This window comes from Halobellus inordinatus, assembly GCF_024498335.1.
Classification (GTDB): Archaea; Halobacteriota; Halobacteria; order Halobacteriales; family Haloferacaceae; genus Haloquadratum; species Haloquadratum inordinatus.
The window spans coordinates 2,525,814-2,548,707 of record NZ_CP101825.1; the positions used below are offsets into that span (position 1 = coordinate 2,525,814).

At 68.5% G+C, this 22,894-nt stretch carries 19 protein-coding genes and 1 tRNA gene; 8 read left to right on the top strand and 12 right to left on the bottom strand.

From position 1 onward, the window contains the following. The 3 genes from NO362_RS12890 to NO362_RS12900 are packed head-to-tail and all read left to right on the top strand — an operon-like array spanning position 1 to position 5,694. Positions 1 to 2,295 carry a PrkA family serine protein kinase gene (locus NO362_RS12890; protein ID WP_256545582.1) on the top strand — a complete coding sequence of 765 codons (2,295 nt, stop codon included), beginning with the start codon at positions 1 to 3 and terminating at the stop codon, positions 2,293 to 2,295. Continuing rightward, positions 2,286 to 3,635, top strand: coding sequence for a DUF444 family protein (locus NO362_RS12895; protein WP_256545583.1), 1,350 nt, complete (start codon positions 2,286 to 2,288; stop codon positions 3,633 to 3,635). The genes NO362_RS12890 and NO362_RS12895 overlap by 10 nt, the downstream gene beginning before the upstream one ends. Positions 3,636 to 3,678: 43 nt before the next feature. Next, on the top strand, positions 3,679 to 5,694 hold the full coding sequence (locus tag NO362_RS12900) for a SpoVR family protein (protein WP_256545584.1): 2,016 nt from the start codon (positions 3,679 to 3,681) through the stop codon (positions 5,692 to 5,694). A gap of 40 nt (positions 5,695 to 5,734) precedes the next feature. Here NO362_RS12900 and NO362_RS12905 read toward each other — a convergent pair whose 3' ends face one another. From NO362_RS12905 to NO362_RS12915, 3 genes are read right to left on the bottom strand one after another with little or no spacing between them, the layout of a single operon-like run. Beyond that, entirely contained in the window at positions 5,735 to 6,013 is a 279-nt protein-coding gene (locus NO362_RS12905; RefSeq protein WP_256545585.1) for a ubiquitin-like small modifier protein 1, read from the bottom strand. A gap of 31 nt (positions 6,014 to 6,044) precedes the next feature. Beyond that, complete coding sequence (locus NO362_RS12910) at positions 6,045 to 7,265, bottom strand: TrkA C-terminal domain-containing protein (protein ID WP_256545586.1); 1,221 nt, start codon at positions 7,263 to 7,265, stop codon at positions 6,045 to 6,047. Beyond that, positions 7,265 to 8,509: a potassium channel family protein gene (locus tag NO362_RS12915; RefSeq protein WP_256545587.1), complete on the bottom strand. Its 1,245-nt coding sequence runs from the start codon at positions 8,507 to 8,509 to the stop codon at positions 7,265 to 7,267. The genes NO362_RS12910 and NO362_RS12915 overlap by 1 nt, the downstream gene beginning before the upstream one ends. A gap of 120 nt (positions 8,510 to 8,629) precedes the next feature. Between NO362_RS12915 and NO362_RS12920 the strand changes: the two genes are divergently transcribed. Beyond that, the gene (locus NO362_RS12920; protein WP_256545588.1) at positions 8,630 to 9,886 is read left to right on the top strand and encodes an NAD-binding protein; all 1,257 of its coding nucleotides are present in this window, start codon (positions 8,630 to 8,632) and stop codon (positions 9,884 to 9,886) included. Between the two features lie 15 nt (positions 9,887 to 9,901). Here the strand turns inward: NO362_RS12920 and NO362_RS12925 are convergent, their stop codons facing one another. The 6 genes from NO362_RS12925 to NO362_RS12950 form a co-directional block, all read right to left on the bottom strand. Then, a complete protein-coding gene (locus NO362_RS12925) occupies positions 9,902 to 11,425 on the bottom strand; it encodes an HPP family protein (protein ID WP_256545589.1) in 1,524 nt (507 codons plus the stop codon). Positions 11,426 to 11,428: 3 nt separating this feature from the next. After that, the gene (locus tag NO362_RS12930; RefSeq protein ID WP_256288978.1) at positions 11,429 to 12,157 is read right to left on the bottom strand and encodes a guanosine phosphorylase; all 729 of its coding nucleotides are present in this window, start codon (positions 12,155 to 12,157) and stop codon (positions 11,429 to 11,431) included. A gap of 125 nt (positions 12,158 to 12,282) precedes the next feature. After that, positions 12,283 to 12,780, bottom strand: coding sequence for a hypothetical protein (locus tag NO362_RS12935; protein ID WP_439331175.1), 498 nt, complete (start codon positions 12,778 to 12,780; stop codon positions 12,283 to 12,285). A 171-nt stretch (positions 12,781 to 12,951) separates the two neighbouring features. Continuing rightward, a complete protein-coding gene (locus NO362_RS12940; protein ID WP_256545590.1) occupies positions 12,952 to 13,815 on the bottom strand; it encodes an ATP-dependent ribose-1-phosphate kinase in 864 nt (287 codons plus the stop codon). 100 nt (positions 13,816 to 13,915) lie between these two features. After that, positions 13,916 to 14,737 carry a DUF63 family protein gene (locus tag NO362_RS12945; protein ID WP_256288980.1) on the bottom strand — a complete coding sequence of 274 codons (822 nt, stop codon included), beginning with the start codon at positions 14,735 to 14,737 and terminating at the stop codon, positions 13,916 to 13,918. A 93-nt stretch (positions 14,738 to 14,830) separates the two neighbouring features. Next, entirely contained in the window at positions 14,831 to 15,379 is a 549-nt protein-coding gene (locus NO362_RS12950; RefSeq protein ID WP_256545591.1) for a DUF8526 domain-containing protein, read from the bottom strand. Positions 15,380 to 15,471: 92 nt separating this feature from the next. On the opposite strand from NO362_RS12950, the gene gatD reads away from it, so the two are divergent. The 4 genes from gatD to NO362_RS12970 all read left to right on the top strand — a co-directional run bounded on the left by gatD (position 15,472) and on the right by NO362_RS12970 (position 19,981). After that, positions 15,472 to 16,725 carry a Glu-tRNA(Gln) amidotransferase subunit GatD gene (gene gatD, locus NO362_RS12955; protein ID WP_256545592.1) on the top strand — a complete coding sequence of 418 codons (1,254 nt, stop codon included), beginning with the start codon at positions 15,472 to 15,474 and terminating at the stop codon, positions 16,723 to 16,725. A 51-nt stretch (positions 16,726 to 16,776) separates the two neighbouring features. Further along, the gene (locus tag NO362_RS12960; RefSeq protein ID WP_256288983.1) at positions 16,777 to 17,061 is read left to right on the top strand and encodes a DUF7410 domain-containing protein; all 285 of its coding nucleotides are present in this window, start codon (positions 16,777 to 16,779) and stop codon (positions 17,059 to 17,061) included. Beyond that, positions 17,051 to 18,595, top strand: a complete 1,545-nt coding sequence (locus NO362_RS12965) for an ABC transporter permease family protein (RefSeq protein WP_256545593.1) — start codon at positions 17,051 to 17,053, stop codon at positions 18,593 to 18,595. The genes NO362_RS12960 and NO362_RS12965 overlap by 11 nt, the downstream gene beginning before the upstream one ends. Before the next feature lie 81 nt (positions 18,596 to 18,676). Next, positions 18,677 to 19,981, top strand: a complete 1,305-nt coding sequence (locus tag NO362_RS12970; RefSeq protein ID WP_256545594.1) for a 5'-deoxyadenosine deaminase — start codon at positions 18,677 to 18,679, stop codon at positions 19,979 to 19,981. A gap of 24 nt (positions 19,982 to 20,005) precedes the next feature. Here the strand turns inward: NO362_RS12970 and NO362_RS12975 are convergent, their stop codons facing one another. The 3 genes from NO362_RS12975 to NO362_RS12985 all read right to left on the bottom strand — a co-directional run bounded on the left by NO362_RS12975 (position 20,006) and on the right by NO362_RS12985 (position 22,778). After that, positions 20,006 to 21,124 (bottom strand): DNA-methyltransferase, encoded by a 1,119-nt coding sequence (locus tag NO362_RS12975; protein WP_256545595.1) that lies wholly within the window; start codon positions 21,122 to 21,124, stop codon positions 20,006 to 20,008. A gap of 94 nt (positions 21,125 to 21,218) precedes the next feature. Continuing rightward, positions 21,219 to 22,598 (bottom strand): FAD-binding oxidoreductase, encoded by a 1,380-nt coding sequence (locus NO362_RS12980; RefSeq protein WP_256545596.1) that lies wholly within the window; start codon positions 22,596 to 22,598, stop codon positions 21,219 to 21,221. 105 nt (positions 22,599 to 22,703) lie between these two features. Next, positions 22,704 to 22,778, bottom strand: a tRNA-Glu gene (locus tag NO362_RS12985). Between the last annotated feature and the right edge of the window lie 116 nt (positions 22,779 to 22,894).

Consider the following 22,894-nt stretch of genomic DNA (forward strand, 5'->3'; position numbering starts at 1 on the left):
ATGACCGCCCACAACCCAAACCCCGCGAAGGACTACGTCGAGACCGCAGACGACCACCTCCGCGGTACCTACGAGGAGCCGATGAGCCTGGAGGCGTACGTCGATGCCGCGTTCGAGCGACCGTCGATCGCCGCCCACGCCTCGAAGTACCTGCTGGACGCGATCGAGTCGATGGGAACGCGAACGGTTCTCGAAGAGGGGGAGACGCGCGAGCGCTACCGCTTCTTCGACGACCCCGCGAACGACGGCGAACACGCCGTCCTCGGCAACACCGAGGTCTTGAACCGCTTCGTCGACGACCTCCGGACGATCGCCGCCGACCGGGGGAAGTCCGAGAAGATCCTCTGGTTCGACGGCCCGACCGCGACCGGAAAGTCCGAGCTCAAGCGCTGTCTCATCAACGGCCTGCGCGCGTACTCGAAGACCGACGCCGGCCGGCGCTACACCGTCGAGTGGAACGTCGCCGCCGCCAGCGACACCCGCGGCCTCTCGTACGGCGGCGAGTCGACCGCGCCCGAACAGGAGTCCGACTGGTACGAGAGCCCGGTACAGTCGCACCCGCTGTCTGTCTTCCCGTCGGCGGTTCGCAGCGACCTCCTGTCGGAACTGAACCGCCAGTCCGGCGATCACGTCCCCATCGCCGTCGACGAGGAACTCGACCCGTTCTGCCGGGAGGCCTACGAGTTCTTAGAGGAGAAGTACCGCCGCAACGGGCGCCGGGAGTTGTTCTCGGCGGTGACCGACCCCTCGCACCTGCGCGTGAAGAACTACGTCGTCGACGTCGGGCGCGGTATCGGCGTCCTCCACTCCGAGGACGACGGCTCGCCCAAAGAGCGCCTCGTCGGGTCGTGGATGCCGGGGATGCTCCGCGAACTCGACTCGCGCGGGCGGAAGAACCCCCAGGCGTTCAGCTACGACGGCGTGCTCTCGCAGGGCAACGGCCTCCTCACGATCGTCGAGGACGCCGCCCAGCACGCGGACCTGCTCCAGAAGCTCCTGAACGTCCCCGACGAGGGACACGTCAAGCTGGATAAGGGAATCGGGATGGACGTCGACACCCAGCTCGTCATCATCTCGAACCCCGACCTCGACGCCGAACTCGACAAGTACGCCGACCGGAACGGTCGCGACCCGCTGAAGGCGCTCAAGCGCCGGCTCGACAAACACGAGTTCCGCTACCTCACGAACGTCTCGTTGGAGGCGGAATTGATCCGTCGGGAGCTCACCGACGAAACGGCCGTCTGGGACGTCGAAGACGAAGACGAACTCCGCGAGCGCGTCCGCGCGCCGCTCGTCGTCGACGTGCAGAACGCGCCGGGGTCGGTGCGGGCCAGAGAACTCGCGCCGCACGCTGTGGAGGCGGCCGCGATGTACAGCGTGCTCACCCGACTCGACAGCGAGGACGTCCCCGCCGGCTACGACCTCGTCGACAAGGCGCTGCTCTTCGACTTCGGCTACGTTCAGGAGGGCGACGACCGGACGCGCGTCGACGAGTTCGACTTCGACGGCGACGGCGAGGGGATCCACGGCGTCCCCGTCACGTTCACCCGGGACGTCATCGCGGACCTGCTGCACGAGGAGACCGACCGCTGGCACACCGACCTCGCCGTCGAACACGTGGTCCTGCCCGAGGACGTACTCGACGCGATGGCTGCCGGCCTCCACGACGCCCCCGTCTTCTCCCGCTCGGAGCGCGCGGAGTACGAGGACCGCGTAACGCTGGCAAAGGAGTACGTTCTCGACAGACAGGAGTCCGACGTGCTCGCTGCGTTGCTCGCGGACCGCTCGGTCGAACGCGAGACGGTCGCAGAGTACGTCGAGCACGTCTACGCGTGGGACGGCGACGAGCAGATCGAGACCGAGCGCGGACCGGTCGATCCCGATCCGCTGTTGATGAAGCTCTTCGAGACCGAACAGCTCGGTCGGTTCGACGACGACGACTACCTCGGAAACCGCCCGCCCGACTCCGTCGAGGAGTTCCGCCGCGAGAAGATCATCACCGCGCTGAACCGCTACGCGTGGGAGAACCGCGACGCCGGGTTCACCGTCGACGACGTCGACCTCTCGGAGATTCCGGTGATCCGATCGGTGCTCGACACCTACGACTGGGACGACGTCAAACGGCTCTACGAGGACTTCGACCCCGCGCAGTGGGACGACCCGCCGGAGAACACGGAGACGGCGCGGCTGAAAGCACAGACGATCAGCGAACTGACGGCCCGCGGCTACACGCCGGCGTCGGCCGAACTGACGAGCCGCGCAGTGATGCGTGAGGTGCGCCACCGATGGGACTGAGAGAAGACCTCGAACGATTCCGCGAAGTGGGCGAAGAGCGCCGCGAAGACCTCGAATCGTTCATTCGATACGGGGATCTCAGCGGCTCGAACTCCGACGAGATCGAGATTCCGATCAAGGTCGTCGACTTACCGGAGTTCAAGTACGACCAACTCGACCGCGGCGGCGTCGGCCAGGGACAGGGCGGCACCCCAGACGTCGGCCAGCCCGTCGGCCAGCCACAGCCGCAACCCGGCGACGGGGACGGCGACGGCGACGAGGACGGCGAACCCGGCGAGGAGGGCGGCGAGCACGGCTACTACGAGATGGACCCCGAGGAGTTCGCCGAGGAACTCGACGAGGAGCTCGGTCTCGATCTCGAACCCAAAGGGAAGGAAGTGATCGAGGAGATCGAGGGCGACTTCACCGACGTCACCCGCACCGGCCCCAACAGCACGCTCGACTTCGAACGGCTGTTCAAACAGGGACTCAAGCGGAAGCTCGCGACCGACTTCGACGAGGAGTTCGTCCGCGAGGCGATGCGAGTCGCGGGCGAGACGCCCGAGTCGGTCTACCGCTGGTGCCGGGAGGAGAACATCCTCGTCTCGCTCCCGTGGATCGAGTCCGAGTGGGACAAGATTCCGGACGACGAGCGGGGCCGCTGGGACTCCTTCGAGGAGATGACCGACAACGTCGAGCGCAGCACGGCCGTCCAGCGCATCCGACGGCGCGGGCTCCGCGAGATCCCGTTCCGCCGGGACGACGAGCGCTACCGGCATCCCGAGATCGAGGAGAAAAAGCAGAAGAACGTCGTCGTCGTCAACATTCGCGACGTCTCGGGTTCGATGCGCGAGACGAAGCGCGAACTCGTCGAGCGGACGTTCACGCCGCTGGATTGGTACCTCCAGGGGAAGTACGACAACGCCGAGTTCGTCTACATCGCCCACGACGCCGACGCCTGGGAGGTCGACCGCGAGGAGTTCTTCGGCATCCGCTCGGGCGGCGGCACGCGCATCTCCAGCGCGTACGAACTGGCGAAGCAGGTCCTCGAAGAGCAGTACCCCTGGGCGGAGTGGAACCGCTACGTCTTCGCCGCCGGCGACTCCGAGAACTCCTCGAACGACACGACCGAGCGGGTGATCCCGTTGATGCGGGACATCCCGGCGAACCGCCACGCGTACGTGGAGACCCAGCCCGGCGGCACCGCGATCAACGCGACGCACGCCGAGGAGGTCGATCGCGCCTTCGCGGACGACGGCGACGTCGTCGTCGCGTCCGTCGGCTCGCCCGAGGACGTCACCGACGCGATCTACGAGATCCTCCAGCCGGCGTCGGCGAAGGCCAAGGCGGAGACCTCGTGACGATGCGCGCCGACACCACTCAACCAATCACACAACACACACTATGACCACCAGATTGCGACGCTTCAGACGGGCGGCACGCGAGGAGGCCGAGCGGCTCGAAGAGCCGGTCCGGGAGGCCGCCGCGCTCGCCCGGAAACTCGGACTCGACCCCTACCCGGTGAACTACTGGGTGGTCGACTACGACGAGATGAATCAGCTCATCGCCTACGGCGGGTTCCAGCGGCGGTATCCGCACTGGCGCTGGGGGATGACCTACGACCGCCAGCAGAAACAAGACCAGTTCGGGATGGGCAAGGCCTTCGAGATCGTCAACAACGACGACCCGAGCCACGCCTTCCTGCAGGAGTCGAACACGCTGGCCGACCAGAAGGCGGTCATCACCCACGTCGAGGCCCACGCGGACTTCTTCCGCAACAACGAGTGGTTCAGCCGGTTCTCCGGCGACAACGACCTCGACGCCGCGGCGATGCTCGAACGGCACGCCGAGACCATCCAGCGGTACGTCGACGACTCCGACATCGACCGCGAGGCGGTCGAGCGCTTCGTCGACGCCGTCACGTGCTTAGAGGATACGATCGACCAACACCGACCCCTGAGCGCCGACCCCGATACCGGCCGGACCCAGCCCGAGGACCTCCGGGAGCGACTCGACGGGATGGACCTCTCTGCGGCGGTCAGAGAGGCCGTCTTCGACGACGAGTGGCTCGACGACCTCGCGGAGGCGGAAGCCGCCGCGGCCGACCTCGATCACCCGCGCTCGGACGTGCTCGGGTTCCTCCGCGAGCACGCGACGGTCTACGACGAGGAGGCGGGCGAAGCCGTCGAGATGGAGTCCTGGCAGAAGGACGTCCTCGACTTGCTCCGCCGGGAGGCGTACTACTTCGCCCCCCAGAAGATGACGAAGACGATGAACGAGGGGTGGGCCGCCTTCTGGGAGTCGCTGATGATGGGCGAGGAGCGCTTTGCCGGCGAAGACGAGTTCCTCACCTACGCCGATCACCAATCGCGGGTGTTGGGTTCGCCGGGGATGAACCCCTACAAGCTCGGGAAGGAGCTGTGGGAGTACGTCGAGAACACGACCAACCGGCGCGAGGTGGCGGACAAGCTGCTCCGCGTCGAGGGGATTACCTGGCGGAACTTCCACGACGCCGTCGACTTCGAGCGGGTGCAGTCGCTGCTCGAACCGCCGGCGGCGATCGACACGGTCCGAAGCGACACCATCGACGACCTCGCTGCGCTGCCCGAGGACGACCCGCGCGTCGACTGGGAGTCGCTGGACCGGGCGCTGTCGGATCCGGATGCCGTCGACGTCGACCGCTACCCGTGGAAGGTCCTCACCTACGAGGGACTCGCCGAGCGGCACTTCTCGCTCCTGAAACCGCAGTACCGCGGCTTCCTGCGTCGCATCCGCCGCTCGGAACTCGAACAGCTCTCCAGATACATGTTCGACGACGAGAAGTACGCGAGCGTCGAGGAGGCTATCGACGACGTCGACAAGACGGCCGGCTGGGACCGGATGCGGGAGGTCCGCCGGAGTCACAACGACGTGACGTTCGTCGACGCGTTCCTCTCGCCGGAGTTCGTCGAGGAGAACCACTACTTCACCTACGAGTACACCCGCGCGACGGGGGACTTCCGCGTGGCGTCGACGGACCACGCCGACGTGAAAAAGAAGCTTCTCCTGCAGTTCACCAACTTCGGGAAGCCGACGATCGCCGTCTTCGACGACAACTTCGAGAACCGTGGCGAACTGCTGCTCGGGCACCGCTACAACGGCATTATGCTCGACATCGGCGAAGCACGCGACGTGCTCGAACGCATCCACGAGCTGTGGGGGCGCCCGGTGAATCTGATGACGATCCGCAAGGAGTTCGACGAACACGAGGTCGAAGTCGCTCGGCGGCGGAACCGCGAGCCCGAACCGACCGAAGCCGGCGTTCGAATCCGCTACGACGGCGACTCGTTCGACGAATTCGAACTCGACCCCGAGCTAGAAGAGCGGATTCAGGCGTCGGACGTCGACTACGACACCAAGCCCGAGGAGTGGCTGTCGTAGTCGCCGCGCCGTTTTTCCTCGTATCGGCGATCGCCGCCCGTCAGCGCGCTGACCCGCCGGTCACGGGCGGGAACATCGCGAGTTCGTCGCCGTCGGCCACCGACGCCGAGAGATCCGCCGGCGAGCCGTTCTGCATCAGATTCACGTCGTCCGCGAGGTCCTCGCCGTCGAGAATCCGGTCGCCGAGTCCCTCACAGTCAGCCAAGAGCGCGTCGAGTGCGTCGCCGATCGTCGACTCAGCCTCGACAGAGACGGCGTGTTCGCGTCCGCCCGCCACCTCGGCGAGGTCGGCGAACAGTCGCCAGTTGACCGTGTGCATACTTCCACTCGCGCGCCGGGCGAGTTGAGCGTTACGCCGCTGCGAGCGTTGCCACGTCGCGCAGACGTTCCGGGCGGGCGACCAGATAGAGCGCGTCGCCGGCGGCGAGCGTGCGGCTCCGCGCCGGAATCGGTTCGATCGCCCCACGCGTGGGGCGCACGGCGGCGACAGTGGCGTCGACGTCGCCGACCGTCGTCCCGTCGAGGTCGCTCCCGGCGCCGACGGTGACGACGTCCATCGTCTCGTCGGCCGCGCGTAGCAGCGAGGTGAACTCCCGCTCCGCGCCGGGGTCGCTGGGGAGCGTGAGCAGTCGATAGGACGCCGCGGGATCGAGGTTTTCGGCGTCCGCCTCGTCGACGACGACGGTGGCAACGTCGCCGGTCACCGCCCGGAGCTCGCCGCTCGCGACGCGCGCTGCGGTCCCGCTCGCGCTCTCCACCGCGCCCTCACCTGCCTCGGTCCGCCGCCACAACTGGACGGCGTCGCCCGCCGACGCGCCCGCCCCGGGGTCCGCTCGGACCGCGACGGCGGCAAAGCCGGGGGCGAGCGTCGTTCCGAGCCCCGCGACGCGCCGGCCCAACCCGAGCCGCGTGACGGTGCCGTCGTCGTCGAGTTCGAGGTCGACGTAGCCCACGCCGTAGTCCTCCTTGATGCGCGCGACGACCCGGTCGCGGAGGGCGTCACCGCGGAGATTGCGGGGGACGAGCAGCGTCTTCCCGGCGAGCGCGTCCTTCGTCGCCGCCGGGACCGGCTCGTAGCCCTCGATGTCGTCGACGTCGGATTCGACCTCCGGGAGTTCGACGGCGCGGACGCGCCCGACGTTGCTCACGAGCCGGCTGACTTCGGTGTCGAGTTCGCGGGCGCCGACGACGGCGAACGCGCTCGTGGTGAGCCGATCGCCGACCGCGCGTCCGGCTGGCGAGACGACGATTGCCGCGCCGAGCGCCGCCGCGTTGACGAGGACGACCATCGGGTCGAACACCGCCGCCGGGTCGGATCCGACGGCCTGCTGGAAGAGGCCCACGGCGTTGAGATACAGCGCGACGCCGGACGCCCCCGTGAGCGTCGCCAGCCACGCCGGGATCTCCTCGCGCGTGTACCAGCGATAGACGACCGCGGCAGCGGCAGCGACTATCGCAGCGACTGCTGCGAGCCCGACCACCCGAGTGAGCGCGCCGATCAACGACGGGTCCGCCGGGATAGTGTCGCCGAGTTGGAGGGGCGCTGTGAGCGCGACGCTAACTGAGGACATTACGACGCCACCTCCGCGAACCGATCGAGCTCCGACGTGCTCCCGACGACGACGAGGTCGTCGCCCGCGGTGATCGACCGCGTACCGCGCGGGGCGATAGCCCACGATCCGCCGTGTCTGACCGCCAGCACCGCCACGCCGTAGGTATCCCGGACCGACGCCTCACCGAGCGTCGTATCAGCCAGTTCGCTCCGGTCGCTGACCGTGACGCGCCGGAATCGCTTGCCCGTCCGGCGCAGGAGTCCGACCAGTTCGAATTCCCGGCGGCTCCCTCGCGAACGGACGGCGAGGCGGACGTCGTCCGCTCCGAGCAGCGAGGTCGCCGTCTGCCGATCGGTCGCGAGCGTGACTCGGGCGCGACCGCCGACGGCCCTGGGTAGCGACGGCGACTCCGGCGGGAGGTCCGCGTCGCCGCCGTCGGTGGCCGCCTCGTCAGTCGTGTCGGTCTCGGTATCCCCGGACGGAGTCGGCGTCGTTCCCCCGTCGACGACGCCGAGGAGTCGCGCGTCGAACTGCCCGCCGTCCGCCAGAACGGTCACCTCGTCGCCACGCGCCGCGCCCGTCGGGATCAGCGCGTCGACCGAGACGGCCCGCTCCCCGGGATCGAGGTGCTTCGAGAGCCCGCTCGTCGGCGGCGCGGCCGCGACCGTCGCCCGGCCGCGCTCGTCGAGCGTCACAGCGACTTCGACGAGGTGGTACTCGGTCCGGAGCGCGGCTTCGACGCGCGATTCCAGTTCGACGAGCGGGAGGTCGGCCGGAAACGTCCACGTCTCCGCGCGGATCGACTCGTGGAGCGCCTCGGGGAGCGGCGGATACCCCTCGACGTCGCCGACGTCCCCGACGACGCTGATGCGGACCTGCCCGCGCCCGCCGACGAGTTCGACGACGTCGGTCGAGAGCGTCCGCTTCGTGAGTTCCCGAAGGTTGAGCCGCTTCGGGAGTGCCGCCCCCATCTTATCGCCCTGTGCGTGGGCGTACAGCGTCCCCATCAGCACGACGAGCAAGGCGATCGTGAGCCGCAACTGGTTCGTCGACCCGGTAAGCGAGGGGTCCGCGAGCGCGAGGAGACCGCCGTTGAGTCCCGCGATCGCGACGCCGAGGCCGACGACCGCCAGCCCCGGGATCGTAATTCCGGTAAAGTATTTGAACCCGAACCCGAGCAGCCACGCGATGAGCGCGGGGACGAGTCCGGTCAACACGCCGAGGTAGAGTCCGTAGAGGACCTCGACAGGGAGCGACGCCATCGACGGCACCTCTCGGCCCGACGATTTACAGTTGTCGCTGCATCGCCTTCCGGAAGCCGTGAAGCGGTCGCGCGAGGAAAATGACGAGACTATTAACCCAGAGACGACGGAGAGAGAGATATGGCGCTCTCGCGGGACTGGATCGGCGCACGCGCGTCAGTCGTACTGACGTTCTTCGTCGGTGTCCTCGCCGTCGTGACCGGCATCGCCAACATCGGCGTCGGCGGCACGGCGGACTTTCAGCTGTTCGGCGTTGTCGTCTCCGGCGTCGTCCGCCAGATCACCGCCTTCACGGGGACGCTGACCGGGTTCCTGCTCCTCGTGAGCGCGTTCGGGCTTCGGCGACGCCTCCGCGCGGCGTGGTATGCGACGCTCTTCCTGTTTCCGATCACGGCCGCTCAGGGCGTCCTGCAGTCCTCGGAGCTGTCGCTACCGCTCGTGGCCCTCTCGGTGCTGGCGCTGCTCGTCGTCGGAGTGAATTTCCGCGCGTTCGACCGCGAACTGTCGCTGTCGACGACGCAGATCGCGTCGCTGGCGGCGCTCGCCGGCGCACAGGGCTACGGGACCGTCGGGGCGTACGCCTTACAGGAGGAGTTCAACGGCGTGAGCACGCTCCTCGACGCGTTCTACTTCTCGCTCGTCACCGGCAGCACCGTCGGTTACGGCGACATCACGCCGCGCTCGGCGGTCGGCGAACTGTTCGCGCTGTCGGTGTTGCTCGTGACGGTCTCGTCGTTCGCGGTCGTCCTCGGTGTCGTCTTCACCCCACTCATCGAAGCGCAGTTCTCGAAAGCACTCGGACGTATGACAGAAGAACAACTCGACGTACTGGAAAACCACGTCCTCGTTCTCGGTTTCGGGGACCTGACGGAACCGATTCTCGAAGAACTCTCCTCGAAGGCCGACGTGCTCGTCGTCGTCCCCGACGAGGAGCGCGCCCGGCGGCTCTCGGACCGCGGCTACACCGTCCTCACTGACGATCCGAGCGACGAGGAGGCCCAGCAACGGGGGAAGGTCGAGGTCGCACAGGCCGTCGTCGCGGCGACGAACAACGACGCCGAGGACGCGCTCGCGATTCTGACCGCGCGCCAGCTCAATCCCGAGGTGACGATCGTCGCGGCCGCGACGCAGCGCGAGAACGTGAACAAGCTGAAGCGCGCCGGTGCCGACACCGTCATTAGTCCGGCGACGCTGGGCGCGCACTTCCTCGCGGAGTCCGCGCTCGGCGGCCACGGGGCCGAAGCGCTCGAAGAGCGCCTGCTGGGAGCCGAGGGCGACGAAGACCTGGAGGCTGCCGCCGCAGCCGTTAGTGAAGCCGCTGATGGAGACGACGAGAATGGCAGCGAACGCAGCGGCGACGCCGACTCCGATCACTGATCACGACGCGTCGAATCAGCGACCTCTGTCGAAGACGGCGACGTCGCAATCGAGGTGCTGAACGCGCTCGAACGTCGGCGGAGAGACGAACCGCGAGGCCGGCGATCGCTCGCCGCTAGAGCCGATGACGAGGAGGTCGTAGTTGTCGGCGTTGGCGGCGATGAACTCGTCGACGGGCGAGCGAGCGACGCGCGTCTCGATGTTCCCCTCGACGGTCTCGACGAGGCGGTCGAGCCGGCGTTCCGCCGGGCGGCGCTCGACCTCGCCCCCGATGCAGGTAGTGACGCTCACGGTCCCGCGCTGTCCGGTGAGGCGGGTCGCGAAATCGACCATCCCGTGAGCGACGTCGCCCGGGCGGGCCACGAGGACGAGCACGCGGTTCCAGCGGCGACGATCGGAGACCGACCGGAACGCCACCGCGTCGAGGTCGCTGTCGAAGATACCGCTGACGTAGCCCGAGAGCGTGCCGCGGTCCTCCTCGTAGGGCGTCACCACGAGGTCGCAGTTTGCGTTCCGCGCCGCCTCGACCGTCGCCGAGACCGGCTCGCCGGCGACGACGACGACCTCGCAGGGGACGCCGACGCGCGTGCGGATGACGTCGGCGCACCGTTCGAGTCGCTGGACGGACTCGTTCGCCACGGGTGCGTCGGTGTCGTCGCCGCGTTCTCCGGTCGTCTCCGCCGCTGTCGTTGCGGTCGCATCCTCGCCTCCGGCCATCGAGGCGGCCGATTCCGCGCTGGTGTCGGCGTCCGCAACCTCAGCTTCCACAGCCTCAGCTTCCGTGGCCTCGGCTTCCGCCGTCGAGAGCACGTCGAAGAGGACGACCTTACCAGCCTCGTGGGCGGCCGCGAGCCGGGCGCCGAAGAGCGCGGTCCGCTCGGCTGTCTCGCCCCGCATCGGGACGAGCACGTGGTCGTCGCCGTGGACGGTCTCGTAGAGGTACTGCGCGCGCTTCTCGTAGAACTCCTCGCGCCAGACGACGAACGCGGTCGCGACCACCGTCGCCGCGAGGAAGATGCTAGCGACGTATGTCACCGGTTCCACGTCGCCGGTCACGAGCGCGAGGAGCGCCGTCGAGAACGCCGAGGGGGCCTCGATGCGCGCCGCCCAGGTGACGAGACCGGTGAGAAAGATCGCGAGCGCCGCGCTCTCGGGGTGGACGATCCCCGTTTCGATGGGGCCGTACGCCCACGTCGTCGCCGTGTACGCCGCGAGGCCGCAGAGCGCGCCGGCGGTGAGGCTCGCGACGAACCGAAGCGGGTCGGCGTACTGACCTTCGGGATCAGAAACGAGCGTGTAGGTCCCGGAAGCCAGCGGCGGGAACAGCAGGAACGAGAGCGTCTGGACCTGATTGGAGAGGTACGTGACGAATCCGATGACGACCGGGATGAAGAGGACGATCGAGAGGTGTAACAGATTGCCCGTGTTCTGGACCCAGCGGCGGAGTTCAGACGCCTCTCGCCGCTCGATCCGTCGGAGGCGGTTCCGCGCCGCGGCGAGCGCTTCGAGCGCCGCGTCGAGGAGACGCCGTCCGAACATCGCCTACGCGAGATCGACGACGGCGTCCAGCGTGAGCGAGATGGCCCGCTCGACGTTGTTCTTCGCCTTCTCGGGGAGTTCGGCGTCGGAGTCGGCGCCCTTCTGTGTCCCCTCGACGAGGTTGCCGTCGACGGTGCAGATCGCGCCGGCGGCCATCCCCTTCCGTCGCGCGATCGAGAACACCGCGGCGGCTTCCATCTCGACGGCGAGGAGGTTCGCGTCCTCCCAGTCGTCGACGTAGGCGTCGGTCTCGTTGTAGAACGCGTCGTCGGAGACGATCGGCCCGACGTGTACGTCTTCGTCGTTCGCCTCGGCGGAGTCGACGAGCGCCGAGAGCACGTCGTAGTCGGGGACGGCCGGAATGACGGCGTCCTCGTAGCGCTTGGAGGTCCCCTCCTCTTTCGCCGCGCCGGTCGCGACGACCATATCCCCGATCTCGATCCCGGACTGGAGCGCGCCCGTCGTCCCGACGCGGATCACCGTCTCGACGCCGACGCGGGAGAGTTCCTCGACGGCGATCGCCGCCGAGGGGCAGCCGATCCCCGTCGAACAGATCGTCAGCGGCACGCCCTCGTAGGTGGCGTTCACGACCTTGTACTCGCGGTTTTCGGCGACCGTCTCGGCGTCTTCGCACTGACTCGCGATCCGGTCGACGCGACCGGGGTCACCAGGAATGAGCGCGGTGTCGTGAACGTCGCCCGATTCGACGAGGAGGTGCGGCTGTTTCGCCATATCCGATTGCTCGCGGGAGACGGTGAAAAACGACGCGGTCACCGGCCGATCGCGCGGCGACGGAACGCGCCGACCGTCCGCGTCGTCGCCGCGGGCGCTCGGCGGAACGCCATCGGCCCTCGCGCCTAGAGGAGCGTCGTCAACGCTGGCGTCGCGACCGCGACAACGGCGGCGAAGACGAACGTCGACCGGAGCCACTGGCCCCGGACTGCCGTCGAGCGCTCCTCGTAGATCCGGCGGCCGGCACGCGGAAGGACGACGTGCGCGAAAAAGCCATAGACGAACGCGGAGACGCCGACCGTGGCGGCCAGATGCGGGAGCAGATCCACGCCGCCGATCCTGAGCAGTCCGGGAATGGCGATCGAAACCACGAGATACAGCAGCGCGTACAGCACGCCCGCGAGGGCGCCGGTGGCGTGGTGCACTGCGATCGCCTCCGAGAGCGAGACCTTCTCGGGCGCGACCCGACGGACGACGGCGGCGGCGACGTACGCGGGCGTGAATCCGTCTTCCTGTTTCGACATCGGGACGTCCATCACCACGGCGGCCAGGAGGCCACAGAGCGCACAGGCGACGACGAAGTACGCTGCGCCGCCATCGATGATCCCCCCCGTGTCCGTCACGAGTGAAACGGACCCGATACGCTCGGCTACGACCGGGATCGCGTTCCCGAGTGCGGCGGCAGCGACGAGCACGAACGTCACAATCGATCACACCTCCCGCGTCCGGTGGCAAAAACACCCCTGTTTCGGGTCACCGATGGCGGTCCGAACTCACACCGCAGAGGTCCGGCGTCACTCCCCGAGGAACGCCCGGACGTCGTCCCACGTCAGCGACGTCCGCGCGCCAGGGGCTTTCGACGCGAGCGCGCCGCAGGCGTTCGCGACCGCGAGCGCGCGCTGGTCGCCGGCGCCCTCGACACGCGCGGCGAGGAACCCCGCCGCGAAGGCGTCGCCCGCGCCGGTCGTGTCGACGACGTCGATCGGGTAGCCCGGATGCGCCTCGCGCCGCTCGCCGTCCCGTATCTCGGCCCCCTCTGGGCCGTGCTTGAGGACGAGCGTCTGCTCGGTGAGATCGAACGCATCGAGCGCGAGTGCGGCCTCGCGGTCGTTCAAGAAGAGGTAATCGACCGACGTGATCGCCGGACCGTACCCCCGGTCGTCGATTCGGCGGCCGGGGTCGAAGCTGACCGGAACGCCGTGTTCGGCGGCGCGCTCGGCCAGACGGGTCGCCGTCTCGGGCCGCTGGCTCGTCATATGGAGGTGGTCTGCCCCGTCGAGCGCCGCGTCGGGGAGGTCGTCGGCCGAGAAGGCCTCGTTGGCGCCGGGACAGCCGAGCACCATCACTTCGCCCGAGGGCTCGACGACGATGTACTTCGTCGACGTCTCCAGTTCCTCGCTGGTGACGACGTGGGAGACGTCGACGCCGTTGTCCGCCAGTTCCGACCGCGCCGTTCGCCCGTGTTCGTCGTCGCCGACGCTACCCAGGAGCGACGAGTCGACCTCGAGGTCCGCGAGGCCGTTGGCGACGTTCGCGGCGCTGCCGCCGCCGCCGCAGCGTCGCGAGTCGACGGCCACCTCGCCGTCAGGGTCGGGCAGCGCGTCGACGCGGAGGGTCACGTCCCAGTTCAGGTGGCCGGCGCAGATGACGCGTGACATTTCTCGGGGAGACGCCCTCAGTTCACAAAAGCGCTCGGGCGTGGCTCGCGGGCGCGCGTGGTCAGGGTATCAGACAGCGTCGTCCTGCGAGGTAGCGCAGTTACGCCGGCGCGCTGATGGTAAAGAGCAGGATGTTGTGCACCGCCGGCCCGAGGCCAACGGCACCGACGAAGCCGAGGAGCAACTGCGACTGCGTCGGGTCCTCTTCCATCAGGTCCGCGAAGAGCCACACGAGAAGCGAGACGATCGCGATCTTGACGAGGACGAACAGCCACCCCGCACCCAGCACCGGTTCGGTCGGCAGCCCGGCGGCGAACTCGATGATGATTCGCGAGAGCGGCGTCCGCTCGCCGAACCCGAGTACGTCGATGCCGACAGCGGTCGAAACCCCATCGAGGACGTGCGCGAAGACCGCGAACGCACCGACCGAGCCCGTCGCCCGGACATCGGGAACGGCGCGGGTGAGCAGAAGCCAGGTCACGGCCGCGACGACGCCCGCGACGACGAGTCCAGCCAGCGGGACGACCGGCGAGAGCGTGCCCGCGGCCGCGCCGACCGCGAAAACGCCCGCGACGGACGCGAGCGCGAGGACGCCGCCGACCAGCGCGAGCGCACGGGCGACCGTCCCGCTGTCGAGGAGCGCGTCCGCCGCGACCCACGCCCCGACGCCGACGATCGCGACGGTGACGTAGACGGCGGGCGTTCCAGCGAGCGGGCGGACCGGAGACGGGAGCGAGTTCTCGACGTAGAGGACGTGCAGCGCCGAACCGAGTACCATCCACGGCACGAACGCCAGAATGCGACCGGGCGTGACCGCGGGGCGGCGTCGGGAGACCGCGCCGACGACGGCGCCCGCGGCCACCACGAGGAGTACGAGATACGGCAGCGGCGGTAGGCTGAACCCCTCCGGAAGTATCGCCATACTCGCGAGTCCGGAGCCGGCGGCAAAACGCTACCGAAGCGAAGTGAATCCGACCGTCACGGAGTGCGTGTCGGACAGTTCCCGGGCCGTCCCTCAAACATCCCGGGTGAGCCCGTCGCGGAGGTCGCGACCGAAGTAATGACCCGCGAGCGAGGCCAGGAGTCCGGCGCCGACCCCGACGCCGGCGATGGCGACGCCGTAATCCGCGAGGATCCGCACGGCGACGGGCGCGAAGACGCTGGTGAGCGTCCCGAGAACGAACGCGAGTCCCGCCGCGATTGCCCCGGCGAGGCCGACTTCCAGATAGCGCCGCCGCGAGCCGACGGCCCCGACCGCGAAGGCGACGACGAACAGCCCGAGGAACTGACCGACCGACCCCACGAGCGGGATCGAGCCGCCGGCGACGACGCCGACCACCGAGAGCGCGAGGACGACGAGGAACGAGCGGATCGAGAACGGCGAGCGAAGCGACCCGGGGGCCGACGGAAGTACGCGCCGAAGCCGCCCACCGCGCGCGCTCGCGTCGTCTGCTGATCTGCCGGCCGCGTCACGCGGACCCGCGTTATCACTCTCGGCTCCGTCGTCGTCGAGCAGCGACGCGGGGTCGACCGTCCGTTCTTCCTGTTCCTCTGAGCGCTGCATACACGACCATCGTTGCGACGGGTCGTGACTCTTGTGCCACTCGCTCGCCGCGAACGAATGGATTCAAGTCCGCGCCCCGGGTATCCGGGGGTATGAACCCGGGAGACCGCGTCCGCGTCGAACGCGCGGGCGTCACGAACGAGGGCGTCTTGATGCCCTCCTCGACGTCGGAGCACCTCGTCGTCAAACTCGACGGCGGGTACAACGTCGGCATCACGCGCGAGGACGCCGACGTGGACGTCCTCGAATCCGACGTCTACGACGTCGAGTCCGCACAGACGGAGTCCGGCCCCTCCGAGATCGACTTCGACGACGACCTGCCGACGATCTCGCTCATCTCGACGGGCGGGACGATCGCCTCGACGGTCGACTACCGCACCGGCGCCGTCACGGCGCAGTTCGACGCCGAAGACGTGCTTCGGGCCGTGCCGGATCTCGCCGGCCGCGCCAACTACCGCGGGCGGGTCGTCACGAACATCCTCTCGGAGAATATGACGCCGGGCGTCTGGCAGGAACTCGCCGAGGCCGTCGTCGAGGAGATCCGTGCCGGCGCGGACGGCGTCGTCGTGATGCACGGCACCGACACGATGCAGTTCTCCGCGTCCGCGCTGTCGTATATGCTCGATACGCCCGTCCCGATCGTCTTCACGGGCAGTCAACGCTCGGCGGACCGTCCCTCCTCGGACAACGTGATGAACGCCGTCAGCGCCGTCGAGGCCGCCAAAGCAGACGCCGCGGAGGTACTCGTCTGTATGCACGCCTCCACGTCGGACGACGTCTGTGCGCTCCACCGCGGCACGCGCGTCCGCAAGAACCACACCTCCCGGCGCGACGCCTTCGAGACCGTCGGCGCCGAACCGCTCGGCGAAGTCGACTACGACGCCGAGGAAGTCACGTTCCGCCGCGAGTACGCCGAACGCGGCGAGACGGACCTGGAGACGCATCTGGACCTCGAAGAGAACGTCGACCTCCTGAAGTTCACCCCCGGGATGGACGTCGACCGCTACGCCGAGATGCTTCGGGACGCGGATCTCGACGGCCTCGTCGTCGAGGGCACCGGCCTCGGACACGTCCACACGGATCTCATCCCCGTGCTCGAATCGCTGGTCGACGACGGCGTCGTCGTCGCGATGACGAGTCAGTGTCTGGAAGGCCGCGTCTGCGACCGCGTGTACGACACCGGCCGCGATCTGCTCGATGCGGGCGTCGTCGAAGCCGGCGACACCCTCCCCGGGACGGCCAAGGTGAAACTGATGTGGGCGCTTGCGAACGTCGACGACCCGGCGGCGGCGATGCAGCGCCCGGTCGCCGGCGAACTCCAGGAGCGGTCGGTTCCCTGGACCTGAAACAGAGCGACAGACACACACCGACGCCGCCGATACGGTCAGGTGACGACGATGAGCGATCACACGAGCGCGGCCCCTGCCGGGTCCGCCGACACTCGGGACGCACCCGAGTACGTCTGCGACGTCTGCGGCCGCGCGTTCTACACTGACGACTTGCTCGTACTGCACCGCGGCGTCCGCCACCCGAGCGTGCTCGACGAGGCCGACCGCGACGCCTACCGCGACGCCTACGCGGCCGAAGAGCGCGCGATCCGCTCGTTCCGCATCCGCGCGCTCGGCATCCTGGTGTTGCTGTACTTCGGCTTTCTCTTCCTCTACGTGTTCTATGCGTCCTGAAAACCCATCGCAGTCCGATCACGACGAGGACGCCGTGAACGACCTCGCAGAGACAGCACCCGGACGTCTCGGGGGCGCCATCGGCCCGCGCGGCGCCCGCATCGGCGCGTTCGCGCTCGCGCTGGTCGGCGTGCTGCTCCTCGCGCGCGGCGTCGCCGCGAGCAACGCGGCCGTCGGCCTCTCTGAGGCCTCCAGCGAGGGGCTCTCGATCCCGCGCTGGCTCTACGTCGCGACCGGCGGCGCTGCGATCGGCGCGTCGGCGCTCCTGGCGGGCTTCGTGACCGATCGCGGCTTCGTGAATCGCGTCCACGAGTGGCGGCACGGGCTCGGAACACGCGACCGGCTCCGAGGCGTCGGGATGGCGGTCGGCAGCCTGCTCGGTGCGCTCCTGATTGCGCTGATCGTCTACCGTGGTATCACCGGTCCGCAGGTATCGACCATCAACTTCGCGGTCGTCGTCGTCTTCGCGGGCGGTCGTGCCGGCCTGACGATGGCGGCGTATGCGATCGGAAACCCGTGGCCGGCGCTGAACCCGTTCCGCGCCGTCACCTCGCGGCTGCCGACCGGCGTCGTCGACTATCCCGAGCGGCTGGGTCGGTGGCCCGCTGTCGCCGGGATTCTCCTTCTCATCTGGGTTGAGACGACGACGGGCGTCACGAACAAACCGAACCTGCTCGCGGCCGCCGTCGCCGGCTACGCCGTCGTCGCCTTCGCGGGCGCGGTGCTCGTCGGTAGCGACGCGTGGTTCCGGAACGCCGATCCGGTTTCGGCGTTCTTCCGGTTCTACGGCCGCGTCGCGCCGCTCGCGTGGGAGGACGGACGGCTTCGGCTGTCGCTGCCGGCGATGCGGCTCGTCGAGGACTGGGCCGACGAGTCCCGCCGCGACGGTGGCGACGGCCAGACAGTCGACGCCGACGACACTCGCCTCGTCCGCGGCCTCGACGACGTCGCAATCGCCGTGGCGCTGGTCTGGGAACTCACGTTCAGCGGGTTCGTCACGACCGAGCAGGGCGCCTCTGTGATCCGGGCTGTCGTCGGCGTCGGCCTCCCGCCGATCCTCGTCTACGCGGTGCTCTTCGTCGCCGGCTTTGCCGTCTTCTACGGTGCGTTCCTCGGAGCCGCCCGCATCGCGGTGCGCCGCATCCTGACCACGCGCACGCCCCGCGAACTCGTCGTCGCCTTCGCGCCGTCGCTGCTGGTCATCGCGGCGGGCTACCACCTCGCACACTACTTCGCGTTCTTCCTCTCGCTCTTGCCGTCGCTGTCGGCCGTGCTCGCGGACCCGCTGTCGGCGCCGGCGAACCCCGTGGTGTTCACGCTCCCGGCGTGGGTGTCGGCGCTGAACATCGTCTTCGTGCTCGGCGGACACCTGGTCGCGATCTGGGTCGCGCACTCGACGGCGTATCAGCTCTTTCCCAGCCGACTCCAGGCGATTCGGAGCCAGTACCCGTTCGTCTTCGTGATGATCGGCTACACCGCGGTGAGTCTGTGGCTCATCTCGCTGCCGTCGACGACGCCCGCGTTCCTCGGGTGACCGGGCGGGTCTCCCGTCTCGCTTTCGACCGTCCGCGACGAGCGCAAAGCACTTGTCGCCGCGTCCACTGAGAGCGGTGGGATGCTCCTCGCAGGAACTGTCGTCGCCGACCCGGAGACCGCCTACGACGAGGGCGCAGTCGTCGTCACGGAGGACCGAATCGCCGCCGTCGGACCGCGCGCCGACCTCGAAGACGCCTATCCCGACCACCCCGTTCGTGAGTTCGACCTGCTCGCACCGGGGCTCGTCGGCGGCCACGTCCACTCGGTCCAGAGCGTCGGCCGCGGCATCGCCGACGACACCGCCCTCCTGGATTGGCTCTTCGAGCACGTCCTCCCGATGGAGGCGTCACTCGGACGCGAGGAGATGCGAACGGCGGCCGAACTGGGCTATCTGGAACTGCTCGAAAGCGGGACGACGACCGCGATCGACCACCTCTCGGTCAACCACGCCGAGGCGGCATTCGAGGCCGCGATCGACCTCGGGATCCGGGGTCGACTGGGGAAGGTCCTGATGGACAAGCGCGCCCCCGAAGGGCTGGCCGAAGACACCGAGGCGGCGCTCGAATCGACGGAGCGGCTCGTCCAAGCCTATCACGGCGCGGCTGACGGCCGGATCCGGTACGCCGTCACGCCTCGTTTCGCCGTGAGTTGTACGGAAGCGTGCCTCCGGGGCGCGCGCGAGATCGCCGACCGCTACGACGGCGTTCGGATTCACACCCACGCCAGCGAGAACCGCGACGAGATCGAGACCGTCGAGGACGACACGGGAATGCGGAACATCGAGTGGCTCGACGAAGTCGGCCTGACCGGCGAGGACGTCGTTCTCGCTCACTGCGTCCACACGAACGAACGGGAGCGCGAGATACTCGCAGAGACGGGGACGCACGTCACGTACTGCCCGTCGTCGAATATGAAACTCGCCTCCGGCATCGCGCCGATCCCGGACTATCTCGACCGCGGCATCGACGTCGCGCTCGGCAACGACGGGCCACCCTGTAACAACACGCTCGACCCGTTCACCGAGATGCGGCAGGCGAGCCTCCTCCAGAAGGTCGACACGCTCGATCCGGAAGTCGCGCCCGCGCAGGTCGTCTTCGAGATGGCGACGCTCGGCGGCGCGCGCGCTGCGGGGTTCGAGCGGGTCGGAGCGCTGCGCGAGGGGTGGAACGCGGACGTGATCGCGATCGACACGGACGTGACGCGCGCGACGCCGCTGTACGATCCGCTCTCGCATCTGGTCTTCTCCGCGCACGGCGACGACGTGACGTTCACGATGGTCGACGGCGAGGTCGTCTACGACGCCGACTTCGGCGGCCTCCAGACCGGCGACGCCGACGATATTCGCCGGCGCGCGCGGGACGTCGCGGCCGCGTTGCGCGGGTGAGGCGCGACGGGTTGCGCGCCGCGCTCAGATCTGCTCGTACCGTACCCGATAACCGTCGTCAGTCTCGTCCACCGCGTCGACCACGCGGAACTTGATTTCGCGCTCCTGACGCGTCCGCACGGGGAAGTCGTAGTGTTCCGCCTCGTACTCGAACACCGTGCCCTCGGCGCGCTGTGCCTCGACGAACGCCCGGTGGGCGGCGAGACGGTCTTCGACGACTCGGCGCGACCGATCGCGGACCCGGCCGACGCTGTCGTCGAGTTCCGAAAGGACGTCGGCGTCGAGTTCGTAGCCGATCGAATTGCGCCCGGCGACCATCGCCGCCAGCGTCGTCGTTCCCGTCCCGAGGAACGGGTCGAGGACGGTGTCGCCGTACAGCGAGTACATACAGACGAGTCGGTACGGGATCTCGAAGGGGTACGCCGCGGTTCGGTCGCGCTCGCCCGCCGCCCGGTCTGCGTCGGAGGCGCGGGCCGCTTCCACGTCGCCGTCGCTGCCACCGAGTCCGGCTGACGCGACGTCTCTGTCCTCGTTTCGTGCCTGGCGCGCGCCGCGGACGTCGGTCCAGACGTCCGAGAACCATCGGTTGCGCTCCTCCCAGAAGTACGCCGACTCGTAGCGCCGCGTCTCGCCCGGTTCGAACGAGCGGCCCGAGGTGCCGTTTCGGAACAGGAGGACGTACTCGTGTTCGAGGGTAACGTAGGCGTTCGGCGGCACCATCCCGCTGCCCATAAACTTCGCCGCGCTGTTCGTCGGCTTCCGCCAGAGTACCTCCGGAAGCGGGTCGAATCCGAGCGAGTCGAAGGCCCCGATCACGCGGGCGTGATTCTGGTAGACGCGAAAGTGATCGCCGAGGCTTCGCGTCGCGTCGCCGACGATGATCGCGGCGACGCCGCCCGGCGTGAGCACGCGCTGTAGCTCGCTCCAGACCTCGTCGAGGAGCGCGTGCATCGCCTCGAACGCCCGTGCGCCGTCGGTGTCGTCGAGCGCCGCCGCCACGGCGTCGGACTGGGCGGCGAACTGCTCGTCCCACATCTCGATCATCGGATACGGCGGCGAGGTGACGACGAGGTCGACGGCGTCGTCGTCGACGGCCGCCATCTCGCTCGCGTCGCCGACGTGGATGCGGTGGGCAGAGTCCACACCGACAGGTGTCACCGAACGGATATAGATACTGGGGTAGCTCACCCGAGGGGTTGAGCGGACTGCTGACCGGGCACCCGCCGTCGCGACAGCTTCACTCGAAAATCTTTCCCGGATTGAGGATCCCGTTCGGGTCTACGGTTTCTTTGATCGAGCGCATCGTCTCGATCGCGGTCGAGTCGTATTCCATCTGCAGATACGACCGCTTGCCGACGCCGATTCCGTGCTCGCCGGTGCAGGTGCCGCCGAGAGCGAGTGCCTCGTCGATGATGCGCCCGGACGCCTCGTGGGCGCGTTCGACCGCCTCGGGGTCGTCGCGGTCGCAGAGGACGGCGTAGTGGGTGTTGCCGTCGCCCGCGTGACCGAACGCTGGAATGGGGAAGTCGTACTCCGCGCGGATCTCGCCGATGAACTCGACGATCGCGGGGTACGAGCCGATCGGGACGGTGACGTCGCCAATGACTTCGAGGTCGAGGTCTGGGTCCCACTCTTTGAGCGCGTGGCCGATTTCTCGACGTGCACGCCACAGTTCGGCCATCTCCTCGTCGTTGCTGCTGTGCTCGACTCGCGTGGCGTCTCGGGCCCGGAACGCCGCCTCCAACGCGTCGATCTCGGCGTCGACGGACCGGCCGTGCACCTCGAAAAAGACCATCGGCGTCGCTCGGAGTTCCGAGCCGGTGTAGGCGTTGGCGATTTCGGCCGTCAGCGGGTCGACGAGTTCGATCGTCGCGACGTCGACGCCCGAGGTCACGACGTCGGTGATCGCCGCCGTGGCGTCTTCGAGCGTGGGAAAGACGGCTCGCCCACCGACCGTTTCCGGCGGCGTCGCCGCGAGGTCGAGCGTCGCGCGCGTGACCACGCCGAGGGTTCCCTCGCTCCCGACGAACAGATCGACGAGGTTGTACCCCGCAGAAGTCTTCCGCGCTTTGCTCCCAACCTCGGTCACGGAGCCGTCGGGGCGGACGACTTCGAGCTGTAACACCCAGTCGCCGACCTCACCGTACTTGACGGTCCGAATGCCGCTGGCGTCGGTGGCGATCATCCCGCCGATCGTCGAAAACGCCGCCGACTGGGGAAACGCCGGAAAGAACAGGCCCTCCTCGGCGACGAGATCGTTCAGGTCGTCGCCGACGACGCCGGGTTCGACGTCGACCTGCATATCTCGCGGCCGCAGGTCTCTGACGGCGTCCATCCGCGTCATCGCGAGCGTGATGCCGCCCTGGGTGGGCACCGCGTTGCGCTGCATCCCCGATCCGGCGGCGTATGGGGTCACCGGAACGCCCCGCTCGTTGGCTGCGGCGAGGACAGCCGAAACGTCGGCCGTCGTCTCCGGCCAGACGACCGCGTCGGGCGCGCGCCCGGCGTCGGGTGGAGTTCCGAAGTCCGCCGCGAACTCGTTGCGCGCCGCTGGCTCGAAGGAAATCTGATCGGCCGCCAGCGACAGCTCAGAGAGGAATCCGCAGTCGTGTGTCATAGGGGGGCATCACCCACCCGCAGTAAAGGTCTGTCGTCGACGTGCACCGACTGCGGACGCCGCTGACGGGTCCTGTCGCTCTGTAGTTTGCAGCAGTTCGAGAAGTGCTCGGTCAGGGATTTGAACCCTGGTCCTCGGCTCGAAAGGCCAAGATGATTGGCCGGACTACACCAACCGAGCCTGCATTCCTACGTGGCAGACTGAATAGTTTAAACATTCCGTTACAGAGCCGGTACGGCACTGTTTCGCGTACCCTCGCTGCCGCCAGATCGCAGGGGCGGGTGTCACGCCACCTG

What these genes read in the sequence shown, in the direction of transcription:
- NO362_RS12890 (WP_256545582.1), top strand. Translation starts at nt 1, where the DNA reads ATGACCGCCCACAACCCAAACCCCGCGAAGGACTACGTCGAGACCGCA.
- NO362_RS12895 (WP_256545583.1), top strand. Translation starts at nt 2,286, where the DNA reads ATGGGACTGAGAGAAGACCTCGAACGATTCCGCGAAGTGGGCGAAGAG.
- NO362_RS12900 (WP_256545584.1), top strand. Translation starts at nt 3,679, where the DNA reads ATGACCACCAGATTGCGACGCTTCAGACGGGCGGCACGCGAGGAGGCC.
- NO362_RS12905 (WP_256545585.1), bottom strand. Translation starts at nt 6,013, where the DNA reads ATGCACACGGTCAACTGGCGACTGTTCGCCGACCTCGCCGAGGTGGCG.
- NO362_RS12910 (WP_256545586.1), bottom strand. Translation starts at nt 7,265, where the DNA reads ATGTCCTCAGTTAGCGTCGCGCTCACAGCGCCCCTCCAACTCGGCGAC.
- NO362_RS12915 (WP_256545587.1), bottom strand. Translation starts at nt 8,509, where the DNA reads ATGGCGTCGCTCCCTGTCGAGGTCCTCTACGGACTCTACCTCGGCGTG.
- NO362_RS12920 (WP_256545588.1), top strand. Translation starts at nt 8,630, where the DNA reads ATGGCGCTCTCGCGGGACTGGATCGGCGCACGCGCGTCAGTCGTACTG.
- NO362_RS12925 (WP_256545589.1), bottom strand. Translation starts at nt 11,425, where the DNA reads ATGTTCGGACGGCGTCTCCTCGACGCGGCGCTCGAAGCGCTCGCCGCG.
- NO362_RS12930 (WP_256288978.1), bottom strand. Translation starts at nt 12,157, where the DNA reads ATGGCGAAACAGCCGCACCTCCTCGTCGAATCGGGCGACGTTCACGAC.
- NO362_RS12940 (WP_256545590.1), bottom strand. Translation starts at nt 13,815, where the DNA reads ATGTCACGCGTCATCTGCGCCGGCCACCTGAACTGGGACGTGACCCTC.
- NO362_RS12945 (WP_256288980.1), bottom strand. Translation starts at nt 14,737, where the DNA reads ATGGCGATACTTCCGGAGGGGTTCAGCCTACCGCCGCTGCCGTATCTC.
- NO362_RS12950 (WP_256545591.1), bottom strand. Translation starts at nt 15,379, where the DNA reads ATGCAGCGCTCAGAGGAACAGGAAGAACGGACGGTCGACCCCGCGTCG.
- gatD (WP_256545592.1), top strand. Translation starts at nt 15,472, where the DNA reads ATGAACCCGGGAGACCGCGTCCGCGTCGAACGCGCGGGCGTCACGAAC.
- NO362_RS12960 (WP_256288983.1), top strand. Translation starts at nt 16,777, where the DNA reads ATGAGCGATCACACGAGCGCGGCCCCTGCCGGGTCCGCCGACACTCGG.
- NO362_RS12965 (WP_256545593.1), top strand. Translation starts at nt 17,051, where the DNA reads ATGCGTCCTGAAAACCCATCGCAGTCCGATCACGACGAGGACGCCGTG.
- NO362_RS12970 (WP_256545594.1), top strand. Translation starts at nt 18,677, where the DNA reads ATGCTCCTCGCAGGAACTGTCGTCGCCGACCCGGAGACCGCCTACGAC.
- NO362_RS12980 (WP_256545596.1), bottom strand. Translation starts at nt 22,598, where the DNA reads ATGACACACGACTGCGGATTCCTCTCTGAGCTGTCGCTGGCGGCCGAT.